Source organism: Flavobacterium frigidum, assembly GCF_048286735.1.
Taxonomy (GTDB): Bacteria; Bacteroidota; Bacteroidia; order Flavobacteriales; family Flavobacteriaceae; genus Flavobacterium.
Genome location: NZ_JBLVPU010000001.1, coordinates 261,435 through 287,354, shown reverse-complemented (window position 1 = coordinate 287,354; position 25,920 = coordinate 261,435). Strand labels below are relative to the sequence as shown.

Below are 25,920 nucleotides of genomic sequence, written 5' to 3'. Positions count from 1 at the left end.
ATTTGATTTAGAAAGGACAAAATTCGGTATTTTGACCTTGATAAAAAAAAATAAGGTTCCTTTTTACAAACAATAACATATAGTGTAATTTACCCCTAAAAAAACCTGTTCAAATCAATGAACAGGTTAGTATTTTTGAGAAATATGTAATTTCTATGACGCAATCTCCAATCGCTTCAATAAATTTTTATTCAATGTTTCTTTAGCGTAATCTGCATCAATTTCTAATGTTTTGTCATCAGAACTTGGTAATTCATACATCGCATCCGTTAAAATGGCTTCGCATAACGAACGTAGTCCACGAGCTCCAAGTTTATATTCTAAGGCTTTATCCACGATAAAATCTAAGGCTTCATCTGTAATAGTGAAAGTTACTTCATCCATCAAAAACAATTTCTCATATTGCTTGATCAACGCATTTTTAGGCACTGTTAAAATAGAACGTAATGTAGCTCTGTCTAAAGGATCCATGTGCGTTAATACTGGCAAACGACCAATAATCTCAGGGATTAATCCAAAATCTTTGATGTCTTTTGGGATAATGTATTGCAACAAATTGTCTTTGTCAATATTATCTGTATTCTTAGAAGTAGAATACCCTACTGCCTGACGGTTCAATCTTTTTGAAATGATTCTTTCAATACCATCAAAAGCACCACCGGCGATAAACAAAATGTTTTGTGTATTTACCTCAACGAATTTTTGGTCTGGGTGCTTGCGTCCTCCTTTTGGTGGCACATTCACAACGGTTCCTTCTAACAGTTTTAATAATGCCTGCTGCACACCTTCGCCAGAAACGTCACGAGTTATAGACGGATTGTCGCTTTTGCGTGCAATTTTATCTATTTCGTCAATAAATACGATGCCGCGTTCTGCTTTGGCTACATCATAATCAGCTGCTTGCAAAAGACGTGTCAAAATACTCTCCACATCTTCCCCAACATAACCTGCTTCAGTAAGAACTGTAGCATCAACAATCGCTAACGGTACATCCAGCATTTTGGCAATGGTTTTAGCCACCAATGTTTTTCCTGTTCCTGTTTGTCCCACCATGATGATGTTACTTTTTTCAATCTCCACTTCATCGTCTAGTTGCTGTTGCATCAAACGTTTGTAGTGATTGTAAACCGCAACCGACATTACTTTTTTAGTTTGGTCTTGTCCAATTACATATTGGTCTAAGAACGCTCTGATTTCTTTTGGTTTTTTCAAAATCAAATCACCCACTAGTTTTGAACTACCGGATGTTTTTAATTCTTCCAGAACAATTCCGTGTGCCTGCTCGATGCATTTATCACAAATGTGAGCATCAATTCCTGCAATTAATAAATTAGTTTCTGGCTTTTTTCTACCACAAAACGAACATTCTAATTTTTCTTTCGCCATTCTTTTTAGTCTAAAGTCATAAAGTCATAAGGTCGAAAGTTACTAGCATTGCTTTTGACTTTCGACCTTCGACTTTCGACTGTATTTTTATCCTCTTCTTAAAACCTCATCAATCATTCCGTATTCTTTAGCTTCATCTGCTTTCATCCAGTAATCACGCTCACTGTCTTTGTGCACTTTGTCAAAAGTTTGTCCAGAATGGTGCGAGATAATATTGTACAACTCGTCTTTTAGTTTCAACATTTCGCGTAAGTTGATTTCCATATCTGTCGCAACTCCTTGCGCTCCGCCCGATGGCTGGTGAATCATTACTCTTGAATGTGGCAAAGCCGAACGTTTTCCTGCTGCTCCCGCACACAACAATACCGCTCCCATAGAAGCCGCCATTCCTGTACAAATTGTAGCAACATCTGGCTTGATGTATTGCATGGTATCATAAATTCCTAAACCTGCGTAAACGCTTCCTCCTGGAGAATTCAAGTAAATTTGAATATCCTTAGACGCATCTGCGCTTTCTAGGAACAACAATTGTGCTTGAACGATATTTGCAATTTGGTCATCGATTCCAGTTCCTAGAAAAATAATACGATCCATCATTAGTCTAGAAAAAACGTCTAATTGTGAAATATTCAACTGGCGTTCTTCAATAATATATGGAGTCATATTAGTTGGGTTCATTGCCGCTACGATTTTGTCGTAGTACATAGCATTTATCCCTTGGTGCTTTGTAGCAAATTTTTTAAATTCTTTACCGTAGTTCATATTTTTTTGTTCTAAGTTTTACGTTATATCTTATGAATCCATTTAGTGCAAAGGTCATACCTATTTCTAAATGATGTCAATATGTCTTATTTTTTAGCCCAGATTGTAACGGAAAGCTTTTTGAATTCCGTTTTTTAGTTTTTTTATTCTTGCAAAGCGACTGAAAGAAGCTCTTGCAGGGATTTAAAAAACAGAAACGGAAGAAAAAACTTGTAGTGAAAAGCTGGATTAGCTCCTAAAAACACTAAAAAATAAAAGAGCGTCAAAATTAATTTTCTGACGCTCAAATATACTTATTTTTTATTGTTTTGCATTTGTAATAAAATCTTAAAATTTGAAACACCTAACGAAATTTTTTCCGTTTTTTCAACTTTTAACTTTATAACATCTGACTTTACGACTCGAATTTATTCTCCGTATGAAGCAGCAATAAATTCATCGTAAGTAACCTCTTTCGTTGTAGGATTTGCTTTTTCTTTGAACAATTCCAATAATTTCTCTGCAACCACTTGGTCCGAAAGTCTTTTTACTTCGTCTTGGTTCGACAAAACTCTAGCAACAATTCCTTGCACTTCTGCGTCAGTAGGATTTGTTTGTCCGAATTGTGCCATTTGCTGACGGATATTTTTTGTTGTGAATGTTTTCAAATCTTCAAACGTGATTTTGATGTCAGACTGAGCCATAGCTCTACCTTCGATCAATTGAAAACGCAATCCTTTCTCAGAACGAGCGTATTCTACCTCAGCTTCCTCAGGAGATAATTTTTTCTCCCCAACAGTTTGCAACCATTTTTTAAGAAATTCAGATGGTAAATCAAATTTTGTGCTTTCGATCAAGAACTCAGTAACGTCACCTAATAATTTTTGGTCTGCTTGCTGTGCAAATTGAGATTCAGCATCTTCTTTAATTTTTGCTTTCAATTCCTCTACAGTAGCAATAGTTCCAGCACCAAACAATTTATCAAACAATTCTTGGTTTAACTCAGCCAATTCAGCTGTATTGATCGCTTCGATGGTGAAGTTTACATCCACTTCTAAACCGTGCACGTCATCATGATTTACTTTCATTACGTCCATCAATTGGTGGTCGTCTTCAAATAAACCTTTTGTATTTACAGTCACAACATCCCCTACTTTTTTACCGATGAACAAGTCAAAAGTCGCTTTGTCTTTGAAAAGATCAGCAGCAATAGTAGTAGCGTTATTAATTCCTTTTTCTTCGTTAGAGAATGTTCCAGTCACATCTGAATCTGCAGCAACAACTTCTTGAGGAATGGCAGTTCCAAATTGCTTTTGGATTCTTGCTACCTGTCCGTCAATCAATTTATCATCAGCAGTAACCACATATTTTACGATGTCGTTTTTAGCTTCTAAGTCTAAAGTGAAGTTAGGAACCAATCCAATTTCATATTCAAAAACCAATTCTTCAGCACTCCAATCAAAGTTTTCATTCACTTTAAGTAACGGAGTTCCTAACAAGTTTAAACGCTCTGATTGTACAAAACGCTCTAGTGCTAGATCCACTACTTTTTGAACTTCTTCTTGTTTGATCGCTTTTCCGTATTGTTTTTCAACAAGATCTTTAGGCACAGCACCTTTACGGAATCCTTTTACGGTTGCCAAAGGCATTTTTTCGTTTATTCTTTTTGCTACTTGACCTTTGTAATCCATCTGAACTACAGTCATTACAATCGTCTCGTTTACAGCGTCTATTGCTACTCTTTTGATATCCATCTTCTTCTTTACTTTACATTATAATTTCGGTCTGCAAAATTATAAAATTTTTACAAGCCAACCAAGTTTTTTACACCCGAACCTTTTGCATTGCATTCCGTCGGATTCTGACCCCAAAAATCTAAAATATTTGGTTTGTTTGGGCGTGCCGCACCTCCGTTTCTCTGCGTTGCGTCAGGCTGTTCGTTCCCGCTTTTTACCGCCAGCCAAAAAAAGGCTGTCCATAAAAGAGCTCCACTGCCATCCTTCACGCGGGTCAAAGTACAAAACTCCAATTTTTCTTTCCAACAAATGATAAATGCGCAAGGTGACTTTCACATTCCCAAATAATAACAGAGATTAGAATTCTGTAAGATTAGATCTTTAATTTGTAGCGTAAAATTGCTGCTGTATGAATTCATCGAAATTTAGTATTACAAAATCATCTTACTTTAATTTCGGGTAAATTGGCAATCTTTTTAAAAAAAAAAAGGATTTGTGTGGAATTACACTTTCGCCAAACGAGGAAATTGGGCTTGAGCCATAATTTTACTACTCTTTATTAGGACAAGGCATTAATATTCTATTAATACCATAATTATTGGGACATCGCAGCTGCGAAACCACCAAAATTTATATGCTCATTAGTACGAAAAGTTTGCAATAAATAAAAAGTCCTTTTGATAGTTTGTAAAGAATTATTTATATATTTGAAACAAATAATATGTGACGTTTATCACACATATCTATTCAAAACGAGGTGGCTTTGAGTGATTTTGTTACACTTACATTCAAGTTACCTGAAAGTTTAAAAAACTAAAAATGACAACAACTGCACAATATCATGGAGTTTCAGAAATTAACAGTAAGTATAGCGCTTATTTTGCTCAAATCTTTGAAGTCTATAAAGACTTTTTATTTGTAGAATTTTATTATCCACAATTACATGAACTTTTAAAGACGGATGATTTTCCATTAATGAAATTTGAAGGTGTAACTTCAACATATGTGGCAGCCTTCAAAAAAAGTTTAATTTTTGGTGTAATAGCTAGAACTTTAAAAAAGACAAACCCATCACGTTCATTATTTGAAGCAGTTTCTTTAACTGAAAATTATTTACAAGATTTAACTTTTAGAATTTATCGTGATCATTCTCATAAATTGTTAAACAATGATGAAACAGAGGAACAAAAAGAAAAACTCATAAAAGTTATTTTAGAAAGTGTAGATAAAACTGAAATGATATCAAAAATTGCCGAAGAAAAAATCAGAGGGATTTTTTACGGTAAACCTTCTGATTTTTTTACCAAAGACAAAGCTAGAATTGGTGTAGACAAAAATATAGAATCGTATTTTAAAACTGCTATTGAACTATACCAAGAAATTATTGCACGAAGAAATATTTATACCCACAATAATGGTAAAGTTGATAGAAAATATAATAGAGAAGTGAAAAACTCAACTTATAAAGTTGGAGAAAAACCAAAAATCGATAAAGTCTATATAAAACAAAGCATACAAATATTACACGGATTAGCATCTATTGTAACTAAACAAGCGATTGAAAGTAATTATTCTACTGCAGGAATAAATCAAAAACTTACAAAATATGTTACTAGATTTGAAAGAGATTGGAAAGGAAAATGAGTAAATTCTTTAGGTAACAGCTACTATAACGGATTTGGGCAATAGGCTTATTGGAAAGATGGTTTTGTATTTGGGATGATTTGGCAAATCCGAAGAATAGGCTTAATTTAGTACCAAACTCACTGCAGTACCAGAACATTTCTAGCAATGCTATGGCAGAATATGAATATAAAACTTAATGAACTATTATGACCGAAAATAGAAACTTAAATCTATACCCTATTGATTATCCTTTTGAAACTTTAATCTTAAGAACAAATACCAATCCAGCAAAATTGGTACTTGATCCCGAATTTCAGAGAAAATATAAATGGGATAATGATGGAAATGAAAGAGCATCCAAATTTATTGAATCCTGTTTAATGAGAATTCCGCTTCCTGCTTGTTATTTTGCAGAAAATGAATTTGGTAATCATATCGTAATTGACGGTGTTCAACGTATTACTTCAATTAAAAGATTCTTTAATGATGAGTTTAAATTAGAAGGATTAACAGTTTTTGATGAATTAGAAGGTAAATTATTTTCTGAACTTGGAGATTATAAAACCGAATTAGAAAACACAACAATTCGTTGCATAATACTTAGAAAAGAAAATCCAAAAGAATTAATTCAAGAAATTTTTGCAAGATTAAATCAAGGTGCTGTTCAATTAACACCACAAGAAATTAGACACGCAATATACCCAGGAAAATTTGACAACCTATTAATTGAATTAAGCAACAATCCTTTTATTATTTCCTTTGGAAATGGAATTTCTGGAAAAAACGCAAAAGACGGAAGAGAAACGAACGAAATGATTTTACGATATTTTGCAATGCAAAATGATTTATCAAATTATGAAGATAAATTATCGAAATACTTAGATAAATTTATTGAGCAAAATCAAAACATCGAAGATGATCAAATCGAAATTATGAGAACTGACTTTACAGAAACACTAAATAAATGTATGATAACATTTGACAATAACCCTTTTGTAAACACCACTAAATTAAAAGAAAGACAAAGTTTAGTTTATTACGATTTATTAATGTGGAGTTTTCGTAGTTTAAGCAATGAGTTCATTGCAGTAAATAAATTACAAATAGGAGAAAAATTTAAAGAGCTTTGCCAAGATGTTAATTTTAACAAAACTCTTTCTGGAGGTTTACAACAGAAAAGTTCAATATTAAAAAGAAGAAAACTGTGGATTGAAAAATTAGACTCAATAAATGGATAATACAATACATAAAGAATCATATATCAATCAATTTAACAAATTAATCGAAATAATTGACACATCAAATAATCGAATGATTTCAGACGAACCAGATATTTTTTTCATTGAGAACTCTAATTTTTTCACAAAATCATTTCTTGTTGTTATGTGTGCATATTTAGAATCGTATCTAAAGGATGCATTAATGGTTGTGATTGACGAAACAAATTTAAAATTATCTCAAAAAAATATACCTCATAATCTGATTAAATGGAGTTTGAATATTGAAAAAGATTTCAAAGATGCAGATTCTAAAATAGAACCTCTAAAAATTAAAATTAAGAAAAAAGAATTAGATGATTTTATTTCAGGAAGTCCATTTAGAACAAGAGATTTGTTCAAAAAATTTGGAATTATTCTAGAACAAGATTCGATTTTTTTGAATCAAAAAGATCGGATTAATAATATTGTCTTGAAAAGAAATAGAATTGTTCATCACAACGATGATGCATCAGACATCTCAAATGCTGATTTAATCGAAAATATTGGAATATTATCTGAATACATTACTAATCTCGATAAATTAATTTGCAACCAAATATGATGAAAAGTACTGCTAGTAACAGCTAAAGTCTCGTTGAGTGCGCAGCACAAACAATGAAACTCCGGTTAAACAGCCTGTCCCGTTTTTACGGTAGAATCGGTCACAGGCAAAAACTATCTACTTTTCGTTAAGTATAGAAAGAGAATATCGAGAGGATGTAATGTCCTCTATTTTTATGCGGTAAAATCAAGATGGTTTTGCGTGTGTTCCTTTACTTATGCATAGAAATTTCCTTAATCCTAATTTTAGATTTTGTAAGAACTAGAACTTGGGCTACAGCCAAGACACCTTTCGACCGCGGTTATCTTGAAAGATGTAACGATCGACGACTTTTCAATAATTAAAAAGTTTGTTTATATTTGTTGATGCAAAATCATTTGAAACATGAACTACACAATGTCCTTTCAGGAAAGAGCCAAATTAGGTATGGAACAACTATCCAATCAGTCGCCAGTTACCTTAACGATGGCGCGCAAACAAGCACAATCATTGAAGACGAAAAGCACATCAAAAAACAAGAAACAAAGAAATTAGAAAGCTATATTTCTGATAATAATCTTTGGATAGATATTGATTTAACTCAATATGTTAGTGAAGGCGCAGAGCAAAAAGTATATTTAAAAGATACAGAAAATGTACTTAAGTTGAATGACAGTATTTATTACAATTCTTGGAAAGATTATTTACACAATTTATTGCTTCACAATTATTTCTTTCCAGATACAGCATACGATTTGATTGGCTTTACTAAAGATAATGAGATTTTATATGCGGTTGTTCAACAATCTTATGTTTCAATAACTGCTAAAACAGATTTGAAGCAAGTCAAAGAATTTTTAACTTTAAATGGTTTTGAAAATAATCGTAACAATGATTATATCAATCGAGAAATCGGAATTATTTTAGAAGATTTACATGATGAAAATGTTTTGACAAGAAATGAAGTTTTATATTTCATAGATACCGTTTTTTACTTAACCGAAGCGTTTTGGATTAAATATTAAAAACAGCCTCTAAACAGCTAGACTTCGTTATGTTCGCTGCGACGAACAAACATCCAAACAATAGCGAACCGACAAAGTAATGAAATTCCTGATGAATCCTCTGCAGCGGACAAGCTGAAACCAGACACTGTCAGGTCCTATGGAGTTATCGTAAAGTTTAGAAAAAGAATATTATGAGGATGTAGTGTCCTCTTTTTTTGTACGTTAAAATCAAGATGATTTTTGCTTGTGTTCCTTTACTTGTGAACATAAAATCCCTTAATCCTAAATCTATATTTTTAACAACTAGAACTTTGGCAACAGCCAAGACACCAATCAGTTCGCTCTAGCTGATCAAAAACTGAGATACTATGTAAATTAGTCGTTTTACAAAAGGGGTAGTCAGGGAAAAGAATTCGAATACGTTTTATAAAAAGCAAAAGGGGAATGTTTTACCACTCCCCTTTTACAAACTACAAATTTAAAACTAGTTGGTTATTGTTATTGTTCCCGTCATCATACCGTGAAATTCACAGTTGTAATATAAGGTATTTGGTGCATTTGAAGGAACCACGATTTTTACCATTCCATTTACTGCTCCATTACCCGTAACGCCTGAATTATATGCATTGGCAGTTCCAGTACCTTGAACCGTATTAATGTAGAAAGGGTGTCCCGGTGCATTCACATTGAAAGTGTAGGTACCGCCTCTTCTTAAGGTTAAATTTGGATTACTTGTATTTGTGAATCCTTCACCATTAAAAATGTAAGATGAAGAACCGCTATTAGTAACTGTATATGTTTTTGTTTCAACTGTTCCAGCACCGCCTCCAACACTTGAACCAATATTTCCTTGTGCCACGATAGTCGCCATGTCCGCATCGCTCAAGTGTGCATTTACATAAGCCGCACGTGTTAAGAATTGCGTGTAGGTTACTGCAGCACCACCTACTAAGGTAGCTACTTGTGTTTTACTAATTCCGGTAGTCCCATTTACTGGATTCAAACCCGCAATGATATTTCCACCAGTAGCTACATTGCTTTCATGTATGTGCGCTGGGTGAATCGCACCTGCCGTTGTTCCTATCAGTTTAATGGTTACTAATGTAGTTAGGTTTACACGCTCTGCAAATTCTACAGTACCACTAATTCCTGCAACGTCTTTTTGAGCTAATACATAGCTTACTTTTTTACCTGTTAACTCATTTTGGCCAATATCGCCTTGAGCAACAAGAGAAGCTAAATTAGTAGTACTTTGATGAAAATTAATATAGCCATTAAAGGTTAGTAATTGGTCGTAACCAAAGGCAGTTCCGTTATCTAGTTTAGATACGTTTGTAACACTTAATCCTGTACCACCTGTTACTGGTTTGAATGAAAATACAATCCCACCACCTTGGGCTGCTGTATTGGCATGAATGTGACCTGGGTGTGAATCACCATTTGTGGTGTTTTGCAATTGTACAATTGCTAGTGCTTCTCCGTTTACTCTTTTAAAGAAAGTAGCAGTTCCCGAAATTGCTGGAACAGCAACACTTCCCAAAGTATATACCTTAGAAACTCCCGTAAGTTGATTCTGTCCTATGTCTCCTTGTGCAACAAGTGTGGCTAAGCTACTTGCACTTAAATGAACATTAATATACCCATCAAAATTAAGTAGTTCTTGATAAGTAATTTTTGTGCCATTATCTAGTGCACTAAATACAGTAGTACTTTTTCCAGTCGCACCATCAACTGCTTTTAATGTAAGTGCAATATCACCACCTTCAGCAGCGGTATTCAAATGAATGTGTGCTGGATGTGAAGCTCCTGCAACAGTATTTTTCAATACTAACTCAACGCTTAATGTTGCATCACTTTTTTCAATAATGGTCGCCGTTCCTGTTACGCCAGAAGTTCCTACCGCGCCCAATTGATAGACTTTGGAATTAATTACAGTTGGAGCCGGAGCATCATCTCCATTGTCACAAGCAACAAAAAACAGAGAAATCCCCATTACCAATAGCAATAATTTTACTTTAAGATGTTTCATATTGTTTAATTTTTTAGATTTAAGGTTAAACAAATATATGAATGTTTTTCTAAACTTGGTTAAAAATTTTTAAAAAAAAGCAAATTAAAACATTGATTTTTAAAATTCTGTATGTAAATAAATCGATAATTGCATCAGGAATGCAAAATTACAACTTGAATCATACTGCCATAAAAAACAAGATCGTATAGTGTAAAAAGTAGCTAGATTCGCTATATTGTTGGATTTTTAGCAACAGCTGCAACTGGATATAAAGATGCAGTCATCAAATTTTAATTACTAAAAATTGCTCCACATGAAATCAATTGATAAACTAGCCTGGATAGAATTGCAGAACAAATCAATACTGTCTACAAAAAGTTTTAGAAAAGACAAATTTTACATTCCTGGAGGAAAACGGGAGAACGATGAAACAGATGCTCAAGCACTCGTAAGAGAAATTCAAGAAGAGCTGACCGTACAACTTGATCCAAACAGCGTGCAGTACTTAGGTGTTTTTGAAGCCCAAGCACACGGTCATCCTGAAGGAGTATTAGTAAAAATGACCTGCTATGCTGCAGCTTATGAGGGAACGCTTCAGGCAAGTTCTGAAATTGAATCACTACATTGGCTAAATTATGCCGACAGAGATAAAATTTCAGCAGTAGATCAATTGATTTTTGACTACCTCAAGCAAATGCAATTGTTAGACTAATGCGCACAAGCGTAGTACTATATTTTCAATTTAGGTGTACTATTAATTTGTTGAATCTATTTTGTATTTTGCACCAAATCAAATACTAAAACTTATCATGCACAACACGCATACTGATATTATCATAATTGGCGCTGGTCTTTCGGGAATTGGAGCTGCCTGTCATTTGTCTCGTAAAAATCCTTCTAAAAGTTATGTTGTTCTAGAAGCAAGAGCCGAATTGGGTGGTACATGGAGTCTATTTCAATATCCTGGAATTCGATCAGATTCAGATATGTACACCTTTGGTTATTCCTTTAAAACGTGGGAAGACCAAAAGTCATTTGCTGATGGCCCTTCTATTTTAAAATACATCAATGAAGCAGCAGACGAATATCACGTTAAAGACCGCATCATTTATGAACAAAAGGCGCTTTCCTATAATTTTGATTCGAAAGAAAAAATTTGGACCATCACTACTTTAAATTTGGCTACAGCCAAAGAAAATGTATTTACCTGTAATTTTATTTTCAGTTGTAGTGGGTATTACAATTATGATAAAGGATATACACCCACATTTAAAAATCAATCGCTGTTTGAAGGTGAAATAATTCATCCGCAACACTGGCCAAAAGAACTGGCTGTTAACACTAAAAACGTATTAATCATAGGGAGTGGAGCAACTGCAGTAACTATTTTGCCCGAACTTGCTAATCAAGGTGCGCAGGTAGTACTGTTACAACGCTCGCCCACGTACATTGCAGCTTTACCGAACCATGATAAAATTGCTGCACGAATCAAACGTGTTTTTTCAAAAAAACTAGCCTATCGATTGATTCGGTATAAAAATATTTTTTACGCTATAGTCTTTTTTAACCTCTGCAAGTTCTTTCCTGAGGCAATGAAAAATTTTATTATCAAAGGAGCCAAAAAAGGATTAGGCGACTTTCCGGTAGATCCTCATTTTATTCCGAATTATAATCCTTGGGAACAACGTTTTTGTATAGCCCCAAATGGCGATTTTTTTAGAGCCATACGGAAAGGCAAAGCAACGGTCGTGACAGATCATATTGATCGATTTACCGCAAATGGCATTGTATTAGAATCAGGCAAAACTCTTGTGGCTGATATTATTATTACCGCGACTGGATTAGATTTAGTTCCTTTTGGAGGCGTTACTATTCAATTGGATTCGCAACCTTTTGACTTAGCCAGTTCTTTTGTTTATAAGGGGTTAATGATCAGTGATTTACCAAACTTTTTTATTTTTGTTGGGTATACCAATGCGTCTTGGACATTAAAAAGTGACTTAACAAGCGAATACATTTCACGTTTGTTGACCTATTTAGAAAAAAACCAATACAAAGCGGTGCAAGCTAAAGTTGTGGAGACTAATTTGCAGCCAGTACCGCTATTGAACCTCAACTCTGGCTATATACTGAGAGCGGCTAAAACATTACCGAGTCAAGGAAACAAAGCACCTTGGCGCGTGTATCAAAACTATATTTTGGATTATAAAATGCTCCGAATAGATTCGATACAAGATAAACGATTGGATTTTTTTAAGTAGTAATTTTTGATATTTTTCAAATTTACATACTGTTTGTAAAAAAGTTTAAGTAATATTTCAAAATCGGTTAATAAAAATCTCGGCTCTACTCGATTAGACAAAATTGATTATACCGAAGAAAAAAACTCAATTTCCAAAAATCAGGTACAAAAAAGCCCTGAAAAATATGACTTTTCAGGGCTTAGTTATTAAGTGAATTTCTACAACAATAAGCTCTAAAAACAGAATTATATTATTGTAATTGTAGCCCGTAGCGGAATCGAACCGCTCTTACATGGATGAAAACCATGCGTCCTAACCGATAGACGAACGGGCCTCCTTTTTTATTTCGGGTACAAAAATAGAATTATTTACAAAACGTACCAAGCCAAACAAACAAAACTTCAAAAAAAACAGCCCAAATTATATTTGATATTTGTAATCCACTCAAGACTAACTGTTACCAATATCAAGTTTTTTTTTAAATAGGCTCATTTTTTAAAGAATAAAGCTAAAGTTTCATGCGAAGGTGCCGCTTGTGAACAAAAAGAATAAAAAAAGTCCTTAATTCACAGTTCCTTTTGTATTTTTGAAATTATAATTCAAATTAAATAAATTGACTAAGCATTTAAAATATCTCATTTCACTCTTTCTGGCCTTTGGTCTTATGGTGAATGATGGTACTTTAAATTATCCATCAAATTCAGCAGATTATTATCAATTCTCGAATGCAATCCTAAGAAGTGAATTAAACTATAAAGGTTCGAAGTTATACGCATTCAATAAGATCAATTCTTCTGAAAAAACCCCATTCTTATTTCAGTTAGCTTTCCTGCAGTTTAAAGATATTTATGGTCTTCAAATTAAGGCGCTTCTAAAATTACAAACGCTGCTTTATCAAAAAGTAAGTTCATTTACAGCACAACACATCTTTATAAATGAGATGATTACTTCACGTAATTCCTCTAAAAGTTTATACAAATCCTAGAAATTTATTTCTAGGCATTTATGCAATTCCATGCATAAAGATGATACCAAATGTCTAATCATTTATCATTTACAAAATTTATAAACACAAAACTAAAACCCGTTTAGAGGAATCTAAACGCCCTATTCATTGGGCAAAAAGAAAAATCATGCTAATCATTACTGCATTTATGATCGGAATGTCAAACGGAATGAACGTGGGAGACCACACTATTAACGGAAATCAAAATCACACGGAACAACATAAAAAAGATTAATTTGTTTGTGTCTTACTGTTTTACAGCAGTAAGACACATAACAAAATTTTAGGATGATTTTTCCAGTTACAACTTCAACACTTTTAACCAAATAATAGGGCTATTTATTATTTTTAAGTTGAAATTTATTTTTCAAATCAATTAAGGAGTGCTGCCCAAAATCATTTTCTTTTTCTATATCTATGTGCTGCTGCTAATACTAACAGTCCTAAAACTATTATTGAAAACCACCAAAAAACATGAATCCCCATATACATGTAGGATGCCATGTGCATTTCTCCATTTTCTTTATTTAACATAATTTTCTATTTTAAAGGTTATAGGCTTTCTTCATGACTCCACAGAGGTCAGTTTATAATTTACTCCGAATCAGTGAGTCAATAGATAAACATTTCACTCTGTGAATTTAATAATTCACATTCAGCCCAAAACCTAATCCCATATCACTGTCATAATGCGTTGTAATCCCGAAATTTTTAGTTAAAATATAACGCAATCCAGCCATGTATTCTTTATCGGTATTCCACATCAAATTCATGCGCAATCTTTTGGAAACCGGAATATCCATACGTTCGAATTGCAATCTGAAATTCCCGTCGGTGTACACTTCGGCTTGCGCTTTGATAAGCATTGGCAACGTATATTCTACACCGGCACTAAAAACGGCTCGCTTATCCTTTGTACTGCTTTGACCAAAAAGATTCTCTTCTATTTCTCCCATTTCCATTTTTCGGTACCTCCAATCAAAACCAATAAACGGCATTAACCATTGCATTTTCCCAATGTATCTCCCAATATGCGTTTCGGTTTCATACCCGTGATGATTGGTATATCCCAAACGCCATTCAGTACCGATACTCCAACGTGTGTTGCTAAACATTACCATTCCATCATTACCGTTGGTTGCAAAATCATTTTCGCCCATAAAATGAAATTTACGATCTTCAGCAAACAATTTACGCTGGGCTAATTTTGGATTTGGAATCAAAGGATTGGGTTCTTGATTTTCATAACTAAAAACCCGACCCATTCCCGCCATCATGTGATAAAGAATGTGACAATGAAAAAACCAATCACCTTTTACATTCGCATTAAATTCAATGGTATCGGTTTCCATTGGCATAATGTCGATGATGTTTTTCAGTGGTGCGTATTCTTCTTGACCGTTCAACACTCTAAAATCGTGTCCATGCAAGTGCATGGGATGGCGCATCATCGAACCGTTGATGAGTACAATTCGAACATTCTCTCCTTTTTTAATTAAAATTTTATCCGCTTCAGAAACTACTTTATTGTCCAAACTCCAAACATAGCGATTCATGTTTCCGGATAATTCAAAACGCAATTCTTTTACTGGTGCGTCTTTCGGTAACGTTGTTTTAGTTGGCGATTTCAGCATCGCATAATTCAAGGTGGTTATATCTGAAAGTGCGTTACTGTCATAATCGGCTTCGGTCATTTTCATGTTGTCCATTTTTGCAGCAGAATCATCCATTTTCATATCTCCCTTTTTATGCGCAGCATGATCCATTTGAGCAACAGGTTTTGGCGTGGACTCCATTTTCATTTTGCCCATGTTGTGTTTAGAATGATCCATCCCAGATTTACTTTTAATGCTTCCTTCCGTCGGTAAAGCTCCAGTAATTTCAGGATACATCACCACATTCATATCCATTTGGTTCAGCGACATTTGCATGCCCATATCATCTAAATCGCCATTCATTTTCATCATTCCATTCATCATTTTCATGCCTTCAAAATACTTTAACTTAGGCATAGGTTCAATCAGTTGCTTGATACCATCGCCTAAATATATCGAGGCCGATTTAGTACGATCCTCTGAAGTTGCTAAAAACTCATAGGCGGTTTTCTCAGCAGGAATAGTGACAACAACATCATACGTTTCAGAAACTGCAACTAGTAATCGATCTACTTCAACCGGTTCCACATCATTTCCATCACTAGCTACGACGGTAATTTTTCCGCCAGCATATCGCAACCAAAAATAAGTAGAAGCCCCACCATTAGAAATCTTCAATCGTACTTTATCACCAGCCTTAAACTTACGTGCCCCAAAATCATCTACGGATAAAGGAGGTGCAGAAAATCCTTCTATTTGACTTTCATTTTTTCCGTTGATTAGGAATTTATTATAGTAAATATCACTTACATCCATAGCGGTCATACGTTTCCATTCGTTAGTGACTTTTGTCTTAAAATGTCCCGCTCTAATAGCTTCGGCATAACTTTGCGTAGTTCCTTTTTGAATGGCAAACCAATCGGTAGCATTGTGTAGCATTCGATGTACATTTTCTGGTTTCATGTCCGTCCATTCACTGAGAATAATAGGAATGGTTGGTAAATCATCGATTCCTTTTCTGAAAGTTGGGTCCTCGTTTCTCTTATTCATGATAAAAGAACCATACATCCCAATTTGCTCCTGTAATCCTGTGTGGCTATGGTACCAATGGGTTCCGTTTTGAATAATTGGAAAGGTATATTTATGTGTCGTGCCCGGTTTAATGGGCATTTGAGTAAGATTTGGTACACCATCTTCTTTATTAGGCAAAAACAAGCCGTGCCAGTGCAGCGAAGTATCTTCTTTTAATTCGTTGTGTACATAAATTTCGGCAATATCGCCTTCGGTAAAGGTGAGCGTTGGCATCGGAATTTGTCCGTTTACAGCAATAGCTCTTTTGGGTTTATCCCCAAAAGTGACAATCGTATCCCGAACATATAGATCATAGCGAACGGTTCTAGGCGGCACATTTTTAGCTGTTCTTTTAACGGGCTCGTCTTTTACTGTGATGCTGTTTTCCGGAACATTTACATGATTTTGATGCGCATCTGCACTTGCCGCTTTGGTTTGATTCACGCTGGTTCGCAATGGGATTTGCTTTTTAACAATTGCTTTTGGTACTTGTTTTTTGGCAACTGGTTTTTTTACCGATTTCGCTTTTTCTTTGATTAAATCCATCCCGCATTTGGGACATTTACCAGGTTTACTCGCATGTATTTCCGGGTGCATCACACAAGTGTACGTTACCTGCTGTGTTTGAAAAATGGATGCTTTGCTGGAAATGGTAATTCCATTTTTATTTTCTGCTTTTGCTAAAGGAGAAATAAGCATCAGTAATACAAGTAATAGTATAGTACTTTTCATGTTTTTTAATTTTCTAAGAAACTCTTAAATATTTTTGTTTAAAGTTTTAAACCACGCAATCGAAGTGCGTTTACAATTACAGAAACGGAACTAAAAGACATTGCCAAAGCTGCAATCATTGGTGAAAGCAAGACTCCAAAAAAAGGATACAAAACGCCAGCAGCAATAGGAATTCCCAACACGTTATAAAAAAAGGCAAAAAACAAATTTTGTTTAATGTTTCTCATCACAGCATGACTTAGATTTTTGGCTTTTACAATCCCCAGCAAATCGCCTTTCACCAACGTAATTTTCGCACTTTCTATGGCTACATCTGTTCCGGTTCCCATGGCAATTCCTATATCGGCTTGCGCCAATGCTGGAGCATCATTTATTCCATCGCCTGCCATGGCAACTATTTTGCCTTCGGCTTGCAGTCGTTTTATTTCTTTTAACTTGTCTTCAGGTAAACAACCCGCTTTATAAGAACTTAGATGCAATTCCTGAGCGACTGCTTTAGCCGTATTTTCGTTATCACCTGTTAACATGATTACCTCAACACCTTGACGTATCAACTCTTTTATGGCTTCTACACTTGTTGCTTTTATGGCGTCCGTAATGGACACAAACCCTACAGCAATTCTATCAACTGCTATATAGGAGACTGTTTTACCTAATTTTTGCTCGGCGATAATTTGATTTTCTAGTTCTGCCGAAACTGTTGCACTGACTTGCTCCATCAATTTTTTATTTCCCAGCGCTACTTTTTTATTGATAACTGTACCTGTAACCCCTTTTCCTGAAATAGATTCAAAGTCCTTGACTTCGATTAAGGAAACTTTTTTCGCTTTCGCAAAATTTACTACGGCTTGCGCCAAAGGATGTTCGCTGTACTGATTCAAAGAAGCAATGCTTTGCAATAAAGAATCTTCGTCATTATTAGTAGCGAATACTTTCTCTACAGAAGGTTTTCCTTCGGTGATGGTTCCTGTTTTATCGGTAATCAGAACATTTACTTTGTTCATGTTTTCAAGTGCTTCGGCGTTTTTTATCAAAACTCCAGATTGTGCTCCTTTCCCAACGCCAACCATTACTGACATGGGTGTAGCCAATCCCAAAGCACAAGGACACGCAATTATCAATACCGCAATGGCATTGATAAATCCATAAACCATAGCTGGTTCTGGTCCAAATTGTGCCCAAACAAAAAAGGTTACTGCAGAAACTATAACTACAATTGGCACAAAATATTTAGCAATACTATCCGCTAGCTTTTGAATGGGCGCTCTGGAACGACTCGCATCATTTACCATCTTAACGATTTGCGAAAGCAAAGTTTCTGAACCTACTTTTTCGGCAATCATAACAAAGGACTTATTCCCGTTTATGGTTCCCGCTATTACGGGATCATCGCTTTTTTTATCAACAGGAATAGGTTCTCCCGAAATCATCGATTCATCTATCGTACTTTCTCCATCGGTAATTTTCCCATCCACAGGAATTTTATCTCCGGGTTTGACACGTAGTAGATCTCCCTTTTTGATATCATGAATCGAAATTACTTTATCAGCTCCGTCAATAACTAAAGTGGCTTCGGTTGGTGCTAATTTCAACAATTCTTTTATCGCTCCACTAGTTTGACTGTGTGCTCTGGCTTCTAAAAGTTGTCCTAATAAAACTAACGTTAATATCACCGTCGTTGCTTCAAAATAGAGAGAAACCGTTCCGTTATGAGTTTTGAATTCATCGGGAAAAACATCAGGAAAAAACATCCCAACTAAACTAAATAAAAATGCCACTCCCGTACCAATTCCGATAAGAGTAAACATATTGAGATTCCAAGTAATAATAGATTTATAAGCCCGAATGAAAAACATCCAACACGCATAAAAAACTACTGGAAGCGATAAAATTAACTGTACCCAATTCCATTTTGAAGCGTCCATTATTTTCATTAATGGATTATTAGGAATCATATCTGACATAGCAATTATGAACACCGGAACCGTAAAAACTACTGCGATTTTCATTTTACGCACCAAGTCATTATATACCTTATTTTCTTCACTTTCGGTTGGTTCCATTGGCACTAAATCCATTCCGCATATAGGACAAGAACCAGGACCTTCTTGTACAACTTCAGGATGCATAGGACAAGTGTATACCGTTTTACTGTTAGGTAACGCCGCTTCTTTGACCAAATCCATACCGCAAACGGGGCAATCTCCCGGTTTATCATAAACCTTTTCTCCCTCGCAATGCATCGGACAATAGTATTTTCCGGGCGCATTATCGGGTAAAATTACTGTTGGTTTCTCTTGTGGTTTATTCGAACTGCAACAAGATTTTACTGGAAGTTCATTTGATGTTTCTGAGATAGTATCTGCAGGAGATTCCATAGAAATGGTGTACTTGCCAGCTTTAGAAAGCGTTTCTTGTAATTGAGCTAATGGTATATGATCTTTCATTAGTAAAGTAGCAATTGGTGGATCTAGAGAAACCATTGCTTCAATCCCTTCAATAGAATTTAATGCTTTTTCAACTGATGAACGACAGCCATTACAAGTCATTCCAGTAATAGTGTAGGTATGCTTCATTTTAGTATGTTTTTAATCAACCTTACCCCGATATACAAAGCAAGGTTGATTATAGATAATAAGGTAAATCCTTATTTTAGTTATTGCTTTTTACAGCGGTTTCTGCAACAGGCTCTGTTAATTTCATGCCACATTTAGGACATTTATCATTCAGTTTGCCTTGAACTTCAGGATGCATGGGACAAGCATACATTGTTGTATTTTTCATCATTTTTGCGTCATTACCCATCATAGTTGAATCATTGCCCATCATCGTAGAGTCAGAGTTCATCATAGTGGAGTTATCATTCATCATCGGAGTATCATTTGTTGAATTCTCATTATTTTTTTGGTTACAAGAGATCAATACAAAAGCCGCCATTAGGGTAAAAAAAAATATTTTTTTCATGATTAAAGTGTATTAATTGCAGATGAATTTCTGCATAGTAATAGTACAAAAAAGCAGCCTTAGATCAGTTGTGTTTTTATTGGTTTAAATTGTATAATTTACTGTAAATGAGCAACTAAAAAGGTTTAATTTTATCTATTTCTCCTCCAAAAAAAGAAATAAGTTTCTATATGACATTTTTATACAAAAGCTGTTTTATTTTTTAAAAGCCCGTTGACATACTGTCTCTTGTGTTTTCCATCCAGGTAATCAATAGCCTTTTATTCTCTTGCGATAATATGGCATTTTTATGCATCCTAGTGTAAGTCGCTAATGGCATTTCATCCGATTTGATTTGCTTAACAATACGTTCTAATTTGTTTCCCTGCTTACGTTGAGAATAATCGCCAAACGTACTGAAATTCAAGTTTTCTTTTCCTTCCTTAATATGATTATCCAAAATGATTCTCGCGGGTTGAATGTAGGAGTACCACGGATATTCTGTGTTATTACTGTGACAATCATAATAAGAGGTTCGTAAAATACTTTCTACATCAGATGGAACTGCATAGATTTTATTGAAATGCGTTGGCAAAACCTGACCGTAATCTAAATTGCGAGCAGGTTGATAAAATTGTATCAGCAAAAAAATAATCAAACCTAAAACGAATATTTTTTTGACGCTAATTTTCATTTAAAATGTTTTTCGTACGGATCCACAAGCAAGCATTTGGGAGCCAAAGTATGGATTTTTGATTTCCTTAGTTTCACTTATCCAGTAGCCACTTTTCCCTTCATCATACATTGGGCAATAATCCTGATATAATTTTTGAGTAGTTCCAAAAGTTTGTACAAAATCGTTGATGTCTTTGCTCAACATGGCAAAATGTTCTCTTTGATGCTCAATTTTACCCGAATTGTCGCCAATATGTTCTGCGTGCTCCTTCGCATCATCGGCAATAGCAACATATTCCTTTTTTAATTTCGCATCTAGTGATTTTGTATCTGTACTATTTAGTATCGCGTATAAACCTTTCCCTGCGTTTGCAGCTCCTTTTGAATCATCTTTTACAAGTGCATTTTTAAGCTTTATATAACTGCTTACAATTTCATTAATTGTAAACGAAGTTGCCGCAACTGTTTTAGTGTTTGACACTGCATTTTTTGTTTCTACATCGGCGTTATTGGCGTCCTCTTTTTCCGTTGCTGTACCTTGCGCCACTTTCTTGGTTAGTTCCATACCACATTCCGGACATTCTGAACCTTTTTTGCCAGTAACTTCAGGATGCATAGAACAAGCATATAATTCGTTGGCAGTTGCTGTCGTTTCTGCAGCTTCGACTTCTTTAACCTTCTGATTGCAAGAAGCTACTGTGATAGCTAGTAAAGCTGTTATAAATAGAGTTTTCATGATTGCTAGTTTTAAAAAATTAATTGTTTTGTTTTTTTAAGTTAAAGAACGTGTAATACAAATTGAAGTACAGTCCGTTCGGCGCAGAACGCAGCATTGAACTAATTAGTTCTTGACGGTACGCTAAATCCAATCGCGCCTGACTATTAAAAATAAATTGTATCGCTGGGACAACATCCAAATACGATTTTCCATTTTCGTTTATGGTTTGCCCTACAAATTCTAACATTAGATTGATATTAGTTTGCTTGAAACTCGTGTATTTTTTAGGATACATTAGTTTACCAAATGACAGCGAATAGTTTGTAGCATTATCTCCCAGTTCATCTGGAAAAGGATAATTTGGTTTATTGTCTAGTGCTTTCTCAAAACTTAAAGAGGAACTAATAGCTACTTTTTTTAATAATTTTGTTGCAATTATACCTGTTTCAAAACCTGTATTATGCCCCAAGATTTCAATTTGTTCTTGATGGATATCAGCACGATTAAAACTATATCTTCCGTATGCTGCCATGCGGAAATGACTATTCAAATCATCTTCAGAATAAAACCGATATTTTGCCATTACACCAGCGCCTTCAGCATATAAGGCATTAGTTCTTGTACTTATAAAAGCGGAACCTCTTACCATTAAATTCTTATTTATTCCATAAGTTATCTCAGGCATTAAATGGTAATTATAACCTGTTTTAATTTGCTCTTTAAATGCTGATTGCATCACGTTTAAAGCAAGTGAATTCGCTGGGACATTACTGGCAGGATCAGTTACTACAAATAATTCTTGACTAAAAATAGTTTGACAACTGATTGCCACAAAAAATAAAATTACATTTCTCATTCGTTTATCAATTTAATGTGAAAATCATCTTCGTTGTTTGAAGCGTAGGTTTCGACATTTTTATAGGTTTTAGATAATTTTTTAAACTCTTTTTCAGTTACAAATCCTTTGTCAAGTATTTTAAATTGTATTTCACTCACATTACTTAGTTTGTCATTAAACAAGATATACGCGCTTTTAGTTATGGTTTCGGGCTTTGAAGTGACCACTAAAGAGCCAACAAAAAAACCTGCTTTTTCCACTTTTTCCTTAAATACTTTTGGACTCAAATCATTACCTTCCTTAAGTGTTACAATGAACGTATTGGTATTCAAATCGGTTTCTATAGTAACTACTTCGGGCAATGTTTTTAACTGCTTGTTTATCGCATTGGAACACATAGAACAGGTTAAACCCGTTGCAATGATCTCAGCTTTTGAGATTTGAGCAAACGATTTCATACTTGTGATTAAAACTAAACAAGCAACTAAGACAAATTTTAACGGTATATTTTTCATGATTCTATTTTTTTAATTGGATTGAAATTTCTTCAAGTGTTGGATTGATAGCGACCAATTTTCCGGATTCGTCAAATAAATAAGAACTCGGCAATTGCTCAATTCCAAAGAGAAGCGCCGTTTTTGCATCAAATCCATTAGGATCTATTAGTTGCGTGTAAGGAAGCTTGTCTTTTTCGATAGCATTTTTCCATTTAGTAGTATCACTATCTAGAGAGATTCCTATAATTTCTAAATTGCCACTTTTATTTTGGTTGTAAAAAGGAACTAATTTTTTATTAGCCACTCTGCAAGGCCCACACCAGGAAGCCCAAAAGTCAACTAAAACTATTTTACCTTTAAGCGAAGCTACCTCTACGGCAACTTCATTATTGTTGAAAAGTTTAAAATCAGGCAGGCTATCGCCTAGTTTTAATTGTGCGTTTGCAACTGAAATAGTGAGCAACAGTATACAACAGGCGATTACTTTTTTCATATTATTGCTGTAAAAAATTATTGAATCGTTTCTACTACTTTTCCGCAAGTCAGCATTTTAGAACCATAAAAAGGATTCTTTACAGCATTTTCTTTGCTTAACCAATTAGCACCTTCACCTCCATTTGCCATTGGACAAAACTGTACGTAAACAGGCATTTCATATTTAGCTACTTTTAGCAATTCGTAAATTGATTTTGAGAAAGGAATGAAAATTTCTCTTTGAAGTTCAATGTCTTGCGTTGCAGCAATAGCTCCGGCAGAAGTCATTAAACCACTCATTTCCTTCATCCAAACCATATGCACATCCATAGCAAGAGTTTCCATTTTTACTGCACTCAAAGCTGTTTTCATTATTTTTGCTTCTGCAGCAACCGCGTTGCCGTCTGTTTTTACCAACGCATCTTTCAACGCAAAATAAGTATCAAAAACAACTTTTAATTGTGTGTCGTGTTGTTGCTTACTACCTGAATTATCAGCGTGATTGGAATGATTTTCCGTAGTCGCTGATTCCATTTTAATTTCTGTTGGCATAGCTACTTTAGCTACTCTTTCATATTGGCAACATTCGTGCAAAGCATCATAAGTAGCATCTGGAGCAAGGAATTTATCGCTGTCATAACCAACTAAAGCAATGCGTTTCAAAATTTCGTCCTGGCTTGTCTTAGATGCATCATAAGTAAGAACTGCCATATTAGTGTCTTGATTCCATTCTACTTTTGTTACTTTTTTAAGGGTGCCAGCAGTTTCTATTTTAGTTTTACACATGCCACAGTTTCCGTATATTTTTACTGTTTCTGTTTTAGCGTTTTTAATTTGCGCGCTTACTACGTTGATTGAGAGCAATAATGTCATTGCCATCAATATTTTTTTTATTGAGTTCATTGTATTTTGAATTTGAAGTGAATTAGTCCCAAAAAAAACTGAAATAATAAGCTATGTAAGCTACATATCAATCTGTATTGGACCAAAAAAATTAATGATTGTTAAACACAAAGTGCTTTGAAAAAGACAGTATTTTGGCTGTCAGAAAAGGGATTTAGCTTATTTTAGGTGGAAGCCAAACAGATCTGAAATCAGAGGATATGAAGATTGCAGAATAATAATAATTTTGTTTTTCAGTCGAAAAACTAAAAAGTTTAAGGTTTAAATCGCTGTATAAAATTGCTGTGCTACTTAATAAAACAGTTGAATTACTGCAACCAATACTTTTACAAGCCCCATCGCAACCTTCATGAGAATTCTTCTTTGAAGACTCTGATTTCTTGCAGCATTCTTTTTTTGTCTTCTCAACAGAGGACATTTTTTTACAACAGGATTTTTCAGTCTTTGTTCCACACGCAAATGCACGGCTTGGAGTCAATATGAAACCAAGTATTGCAAATAAAAGTATGTAAAACGTTTTAGACATTCTATATCAATTGAAATACAAAGGTAATAAATTAAAATAAGCCCAAATAATTGAGATCATAAATAGATGTTAAAAATAAATTTTTATTTCCCTTCGCCTAATATTGCATTCAAAATAGATTGCAGTAATGATAAAATAATACTGAAAAACAAGGCCGTTAAAAATGTATCTACGCTAAATCCGCCTACAATCTTTGTACACAATAAGATCATAAGTGCATTAATTACCAATAAAAACAATCCTAAAGTAATGATCGTAACAGGCAATGTAAGTAGTACTAATATTGGTTTGATAAATATATTAAGCAACCCCAGAACAATGGCTACTATTAATGCTGTGGTAAATCCTGCCACACGAACCCCAGGCATAAAATTTGCAATTAGCAATACTAAGCCAGAAGTAATAAGAATTTTGATCAGTAAATTCATGGATTTTAATTTTAAAGTTTTAATAAATGTAGTGAATATTTAAAATTATCACGGTTGTTTTAAGAAAGAAGTCACTTTTTGATAAAACTCAATTGGGTTTTCGGCGTGTAGCCAATGCCCAACATTCGGAATCGTTTCGATGCTTGAATCTGGGAAATGCGCTTTGATATCTTCAACGTCACTATCTAAAATGTACTTGGAATTACCACCACGAATAAACAATGTTGGCTTTAGGAAACGAGTGCTTTGTGGTAAAGCAACTCCTATTTCATCCATTTTTTTATTAAAAACAGCTAGATTGAATCGAAAAGCCAATTGCGAAGGCTCTTTCCAAAATAAATTTTTCATCAAAAATTGTCGCGTTCCAAAATCAGGGACAAACTTCGTCATAATTGCTTCAACATCGCTTCGGCTGGGTTCTATTGAAAAATCAACAGCATTCAATCCCGCCAATATATCTTGATGATGTTGGGGATAAAATTTTGGTCCAATATCAGCCACAATCAATTTATCGACTAGTTCAGGATGTGACGTAGCCAAAAGCATAGCTACTTTTCCACCCATCGAGTGTCCTATTATATTGATGTTTTCTAAATTATGAGCCTGACAATACTCGTAGACATCCTGAGCCATAATTTCATAACTAAAGTCATCAGAATGCATGCTTCGTCCGTGGTTGCGTAGATCGAGCATGTGAACTTGAAAACCGACTGCAAATTGTGTTCCGAGGGATTTCCAGTTGTCTGACATTCCCAGAAATCCGTGAAGAATTAAAAGTGGCTTGCCAGAGCCTTCTATTTTTGAAAAAAGCATATAATTTTAGATTTAAATCGAAACAATGTTCCAAAGATAAAAATCTAAGTTCACCAATAATAATTTAATTGGTTTTTAAATAAATATCATTAAAAGTGGGTATTGCGACATTGATAAAATTCCGTAATTTTGCCGCTAATTAAATTGTACG

At 34.6% G+C, this 25,920-nt stretch carries 22 protein-coding genes and 1 tRNA gene; 6 read left to right on the top strand and 17 right to left on the bottom strand.

Annotation, left to right across the window (positions count from 1 at the left end):
* Positions 1-153: 153 nt before the first annotated feature.
* The 3 genes from clpX to ACNQGO_RS01255 form a co-directional block, all read right to left on the bottom strand.
* The gene (clpX, locus tag ACNQGO_RS01265; RefSeq protein ID WP_417971823.1) at positions 154-1,386 is read right to left on the bottom strand and encodes an ATP-dependent Clp protease ATP-binding subunit ClpX; all 1,233 of its coding nucleotides are present in this window, start codon (positions 1,384-1,386) and stop codon (positions 154-156) included.
* Between the two features lie 87 nt (positions 1,387-1,473).
* Positions 1,474-2,148, bottom strand: coding sequence for an ATP-dependent Clp endopeptidase proteolytic subunit ClpP (gene clpP / locus ACNQGO_RS01260; RefSeq protein WP_417983919.1), 675 nt, complete (start codon positions 2,146-2,148; stop codon positions 1,474-1,476).
* Positions 2,149-2,555: 407 nt separating this feature from the next.
* Positions 2,556-3,881, bottom strand: a complete 1,326-nt coding sequence (locus ACNQGO_RS01255) for a trigger factor (RefSeq protein WP_417983918.1) — start codon at positions 3,879-3,881, stop codon at positions 2,556-2,558.
* 801 nt (positions 3,882-4,682) lie between these two features.
* On the opposite strand from ACNQGO_RS01255, the gene ACNQGO_RS01250 reads away from it, so the two are divergent.
* From ACNQGO_RS01250 to ACNQGO_RS01235, 4 genes are all read left to right on the top strand, one after another.
* Positions 4,683-5,507: a hypothetical protein gene (locus tag ACNQGO_RS01250; protein WP_417947497.1), complete on the top strand. Its 825-nt coding sequence runs from the start codon at positions 4,683-4,685 to the stop codon at positions 5,505-5,507.
* A 188-nt stretch (positions 5,508-5,695) separates the two neighbouring features.
* Positions 5,696-6,727, top strand: a complete 1,032-nt coding sequence (locus ACNQGO_RS01245; protein WP_417947499.1) for a DUF262 domain-containing protein — start codon at positions 5,696-5,698, stop codon at positions 6,725-6,727.
* Entirely contained in the window at positions 6,720-7,310 is a 591-nt protein-coding gene (locus ACNQGO_RS01240; RefSeq protein ID WP_417947500.1) for a HEPN domain-containing protein, read from the top strand. Before ACNQGO_RS01245 ends, ACNQGO_RS01240 begins: the two co-directional genes overlap by 8 nt.
* A 377-nt stretch (positions 7,311-7,687) precedes the next feature.
* Positions 7,688-8,314 carry a putative polyvalent protein kinase domain-containing protein gene (locus ACNQGO_RS01235; RefSeq protein ID WP_417943477.1) on the top strand — a complete coding sequence of 209 codons (627 nt, stop codon included), beginning with the start codon at positions 7,688-7,690 and terminating at the stop codon, positions 8,312-8,314.
* 466 nt (positions 8,315-8,780) lie between these two features.
* On the opposite strand, the gene ACNQGO_RS01230 is transcribed toward ACNQGO_RS01235, so the two are convergent.
* On the bottom strand, positions 8,781-10,325 hold the full coding sequence (locus ACNQGO_RS01230) for a hypothetical protein (RefSeq protein ID WP_417983917.1): 1,545 nt from the start codon (positions 10,323-10,325) through the stop codon (positions 8,781-8,783).
* A gap of 295 nt (positions 10,326-10,620) precedes the next feature.
* On the opposite strand from ACNQGO_RS01230, the gene ACNQGO_RS01225 reads away from it, so the two are divergent.
* Both ACNQGO_RS01225 and ACNQGO_RS01220 read left to right on the top strand, forming a co-directional pair.
* Positions 10,621-11,019, top strand: a complete 399-nt coding sequence (locus ACNQGO_RS01225; RefSeq protein ID WP_417947872.1) for an NUDIX hydrolase — start codon at positions 10,621-10,623, stop codon at positions 11,017-11,019.
* 97 nt (positions 11,020-11,116) lie between these two features.
* Positions 11,117-12,568 (top strand): flavin-containing monooxygenase, encoded by a 1,452-nt coding sequence (locus tag ACNQGO_RS01220; protein WP_417983916.1) that lies wholly within the window; start codon positions 11,117-11,119, stop codon positions 12,566-12,568.
* A 244-nt stretch (positions 12,569-12,812) separates the two neighbouring features.
* On the opposite strand, the gene ACNQGO_RS01215 is transcribed toward ACNQGO_RS01220, so the two are convergent.
* From ACNQGO_RS01215 to ACNQGO_RS01155, 13 genes are all read right to left on the bottom strand, one after another.
* Positions 12,813-12,884 (bottom strand) — tRNA-Glu (locus ACNQGO_RS01215).
* A 1,068-nt stretch (positions 12,885-13,952) separates the two neighbouring features.
* Positions 13,953-14,090 carry a hypothetical protein gene (locus ACNQGO_RS01210; protein ID WP_417983915.1) on the bottom strand — a complete coding sequence of 46 codons (138 nt, stop codon included), beginning with the start codon at positions 14,088-14,090 and terminating at the stop codon, positions 13,953-13,955.
* Between the two features lie 107 nt (positions 14,091-14,197).
* Positions 14,198-16,954, bottom strand: a complete 2,757-nt coding sequence (locus ACNQGO_RS01205; protein ID WP_417983914.1) for a multicopper oxidase domain-containing protein — start codon at positions 16,952-16,954, stop codon at positions 14,198-14,200.
* A 38-nt stretch (positions 16,955-16,992) separates the two neighbouring features.
* A complete protein-coding gene (locus ACNQGO_RS01200) occupies positions 16,993-19,530 on the bottom strand; it encodes a heavy metal translocating P-type ATPase (protein WP_417983913.1) in 2,538 nt (845 codons plus the stop codon).
* A 76-nt stretch (positions 19,531-19,606) separates the two neighbouring features.
* Positions 19,607-19,918 (bottom strand): heavy metal-binding domain-containing protein, encoded by a 312-nt coding sequence (locus ACNQGO_RS01195; protein ID WP_417983912.1) that lies wholly within the window; start codon positions 19,916-19,918, stop codon positions 19,607-19,609.
* A gap of 202 nt (positions 19,919-20,120) precedes the next feature.
* Positions 20,121-20,591 carry a heme-binding domain-containing protein gene (locus ACNQGO_RS01190; RefSeq protein ID WP_417969370.1) on the bottom strand — a complete coding sequence of 157 codons (471 nt, stop codon included), beginning with the start codon at positions 20,589-20,591 and terminating at the stop codon, positions 20,121-20,123.
* Positions 20,592-21,308 carry a DUF3347 domain-containing protein gene (locus ACNQGO_RS01185; protein ID WP_417969371.1) on the bottom strand — a complete coding sequence of 239 codons (717 nt, stop codon included), beginning with the start codon at positions 21,306-21,308 and terminating at the stop codon, positions 20,592-20,594.
* A gap of 19 nt (positions 21,309-21,327) precedes the next feature.
* Positions 21,328-22,146, bottom strand: a complete 819-nt coding sequence (locus ACNQGO_RS01180; protein ID WP_417969372.1) for a hypothetical protein — start codon at positions 22,144-22,146, stop codon at positions 21,328-21,330.
* A complete protein-coding gene (locus tag ACNQGO_RS01175; protein WP_417969373.1) occupies positions 22,143-22,643 on the bottom strand; it encodes a heavy-metal-associated domain-containing protein in 501 nt (166 codons plus the stop codon). The genes ACNQGO_RS01180 and ACNQGO_RS01175 overlap by 4 nt, the downstream gene beginning before the upstream one ends.
* A gap of 4 nt (positions 22,644-22,647) precedes the next feature.
* Positions 22,648-23,118: a TlpA family protein disulfide reductase gene (locus ACNQGO_RS01170; protein WP_417983911.1), complete on the bottom strand. Its 471-nt coding sequence runs from the start codon at positions 23,116-23,118 to the stop codon at positions 22,648-22,650.
* Between the two features lie 17 nt (positions 23,119-23,135).
* Positions 23,136-24,002: a DUF3347 domain-containing protein gene (locus tag ACNQGO_RS01165; RefSeq protein ID WP_417969377.1), complete on the bottom strand. Its 867-nt coding sequence runs from the start codon at positions 24,000-24,002 to the stop codon at positions 23,136-23,138.
* Between the two features lie 609 nt (positions 24,003-24,611).
* Complete coding sequence (locus tag ACNQGO_RS01160; RefSeq protein WP_417969381.1) at positions 24,612-24,956, bottom strand: phage holin family protein; 345 nt, start codon at positions 24,954-24,956, stop codon at positions 24,612-24,614.
* Between the two features lie 48 nt (positions 24,957-25,004).
* Positions 25,005-25,769, bottom strand: coding sequence for an alpha/beta fold hydrolase (locus ACNQGO_RS01155; RefSeq protein WP_417944690.1), 765 nt, complete (start codon positions 25,767-25,769; stop codon positions 25,005-25,007).
* Positions 25,770-25,920 lie beyond the last annotated feature (151 nt).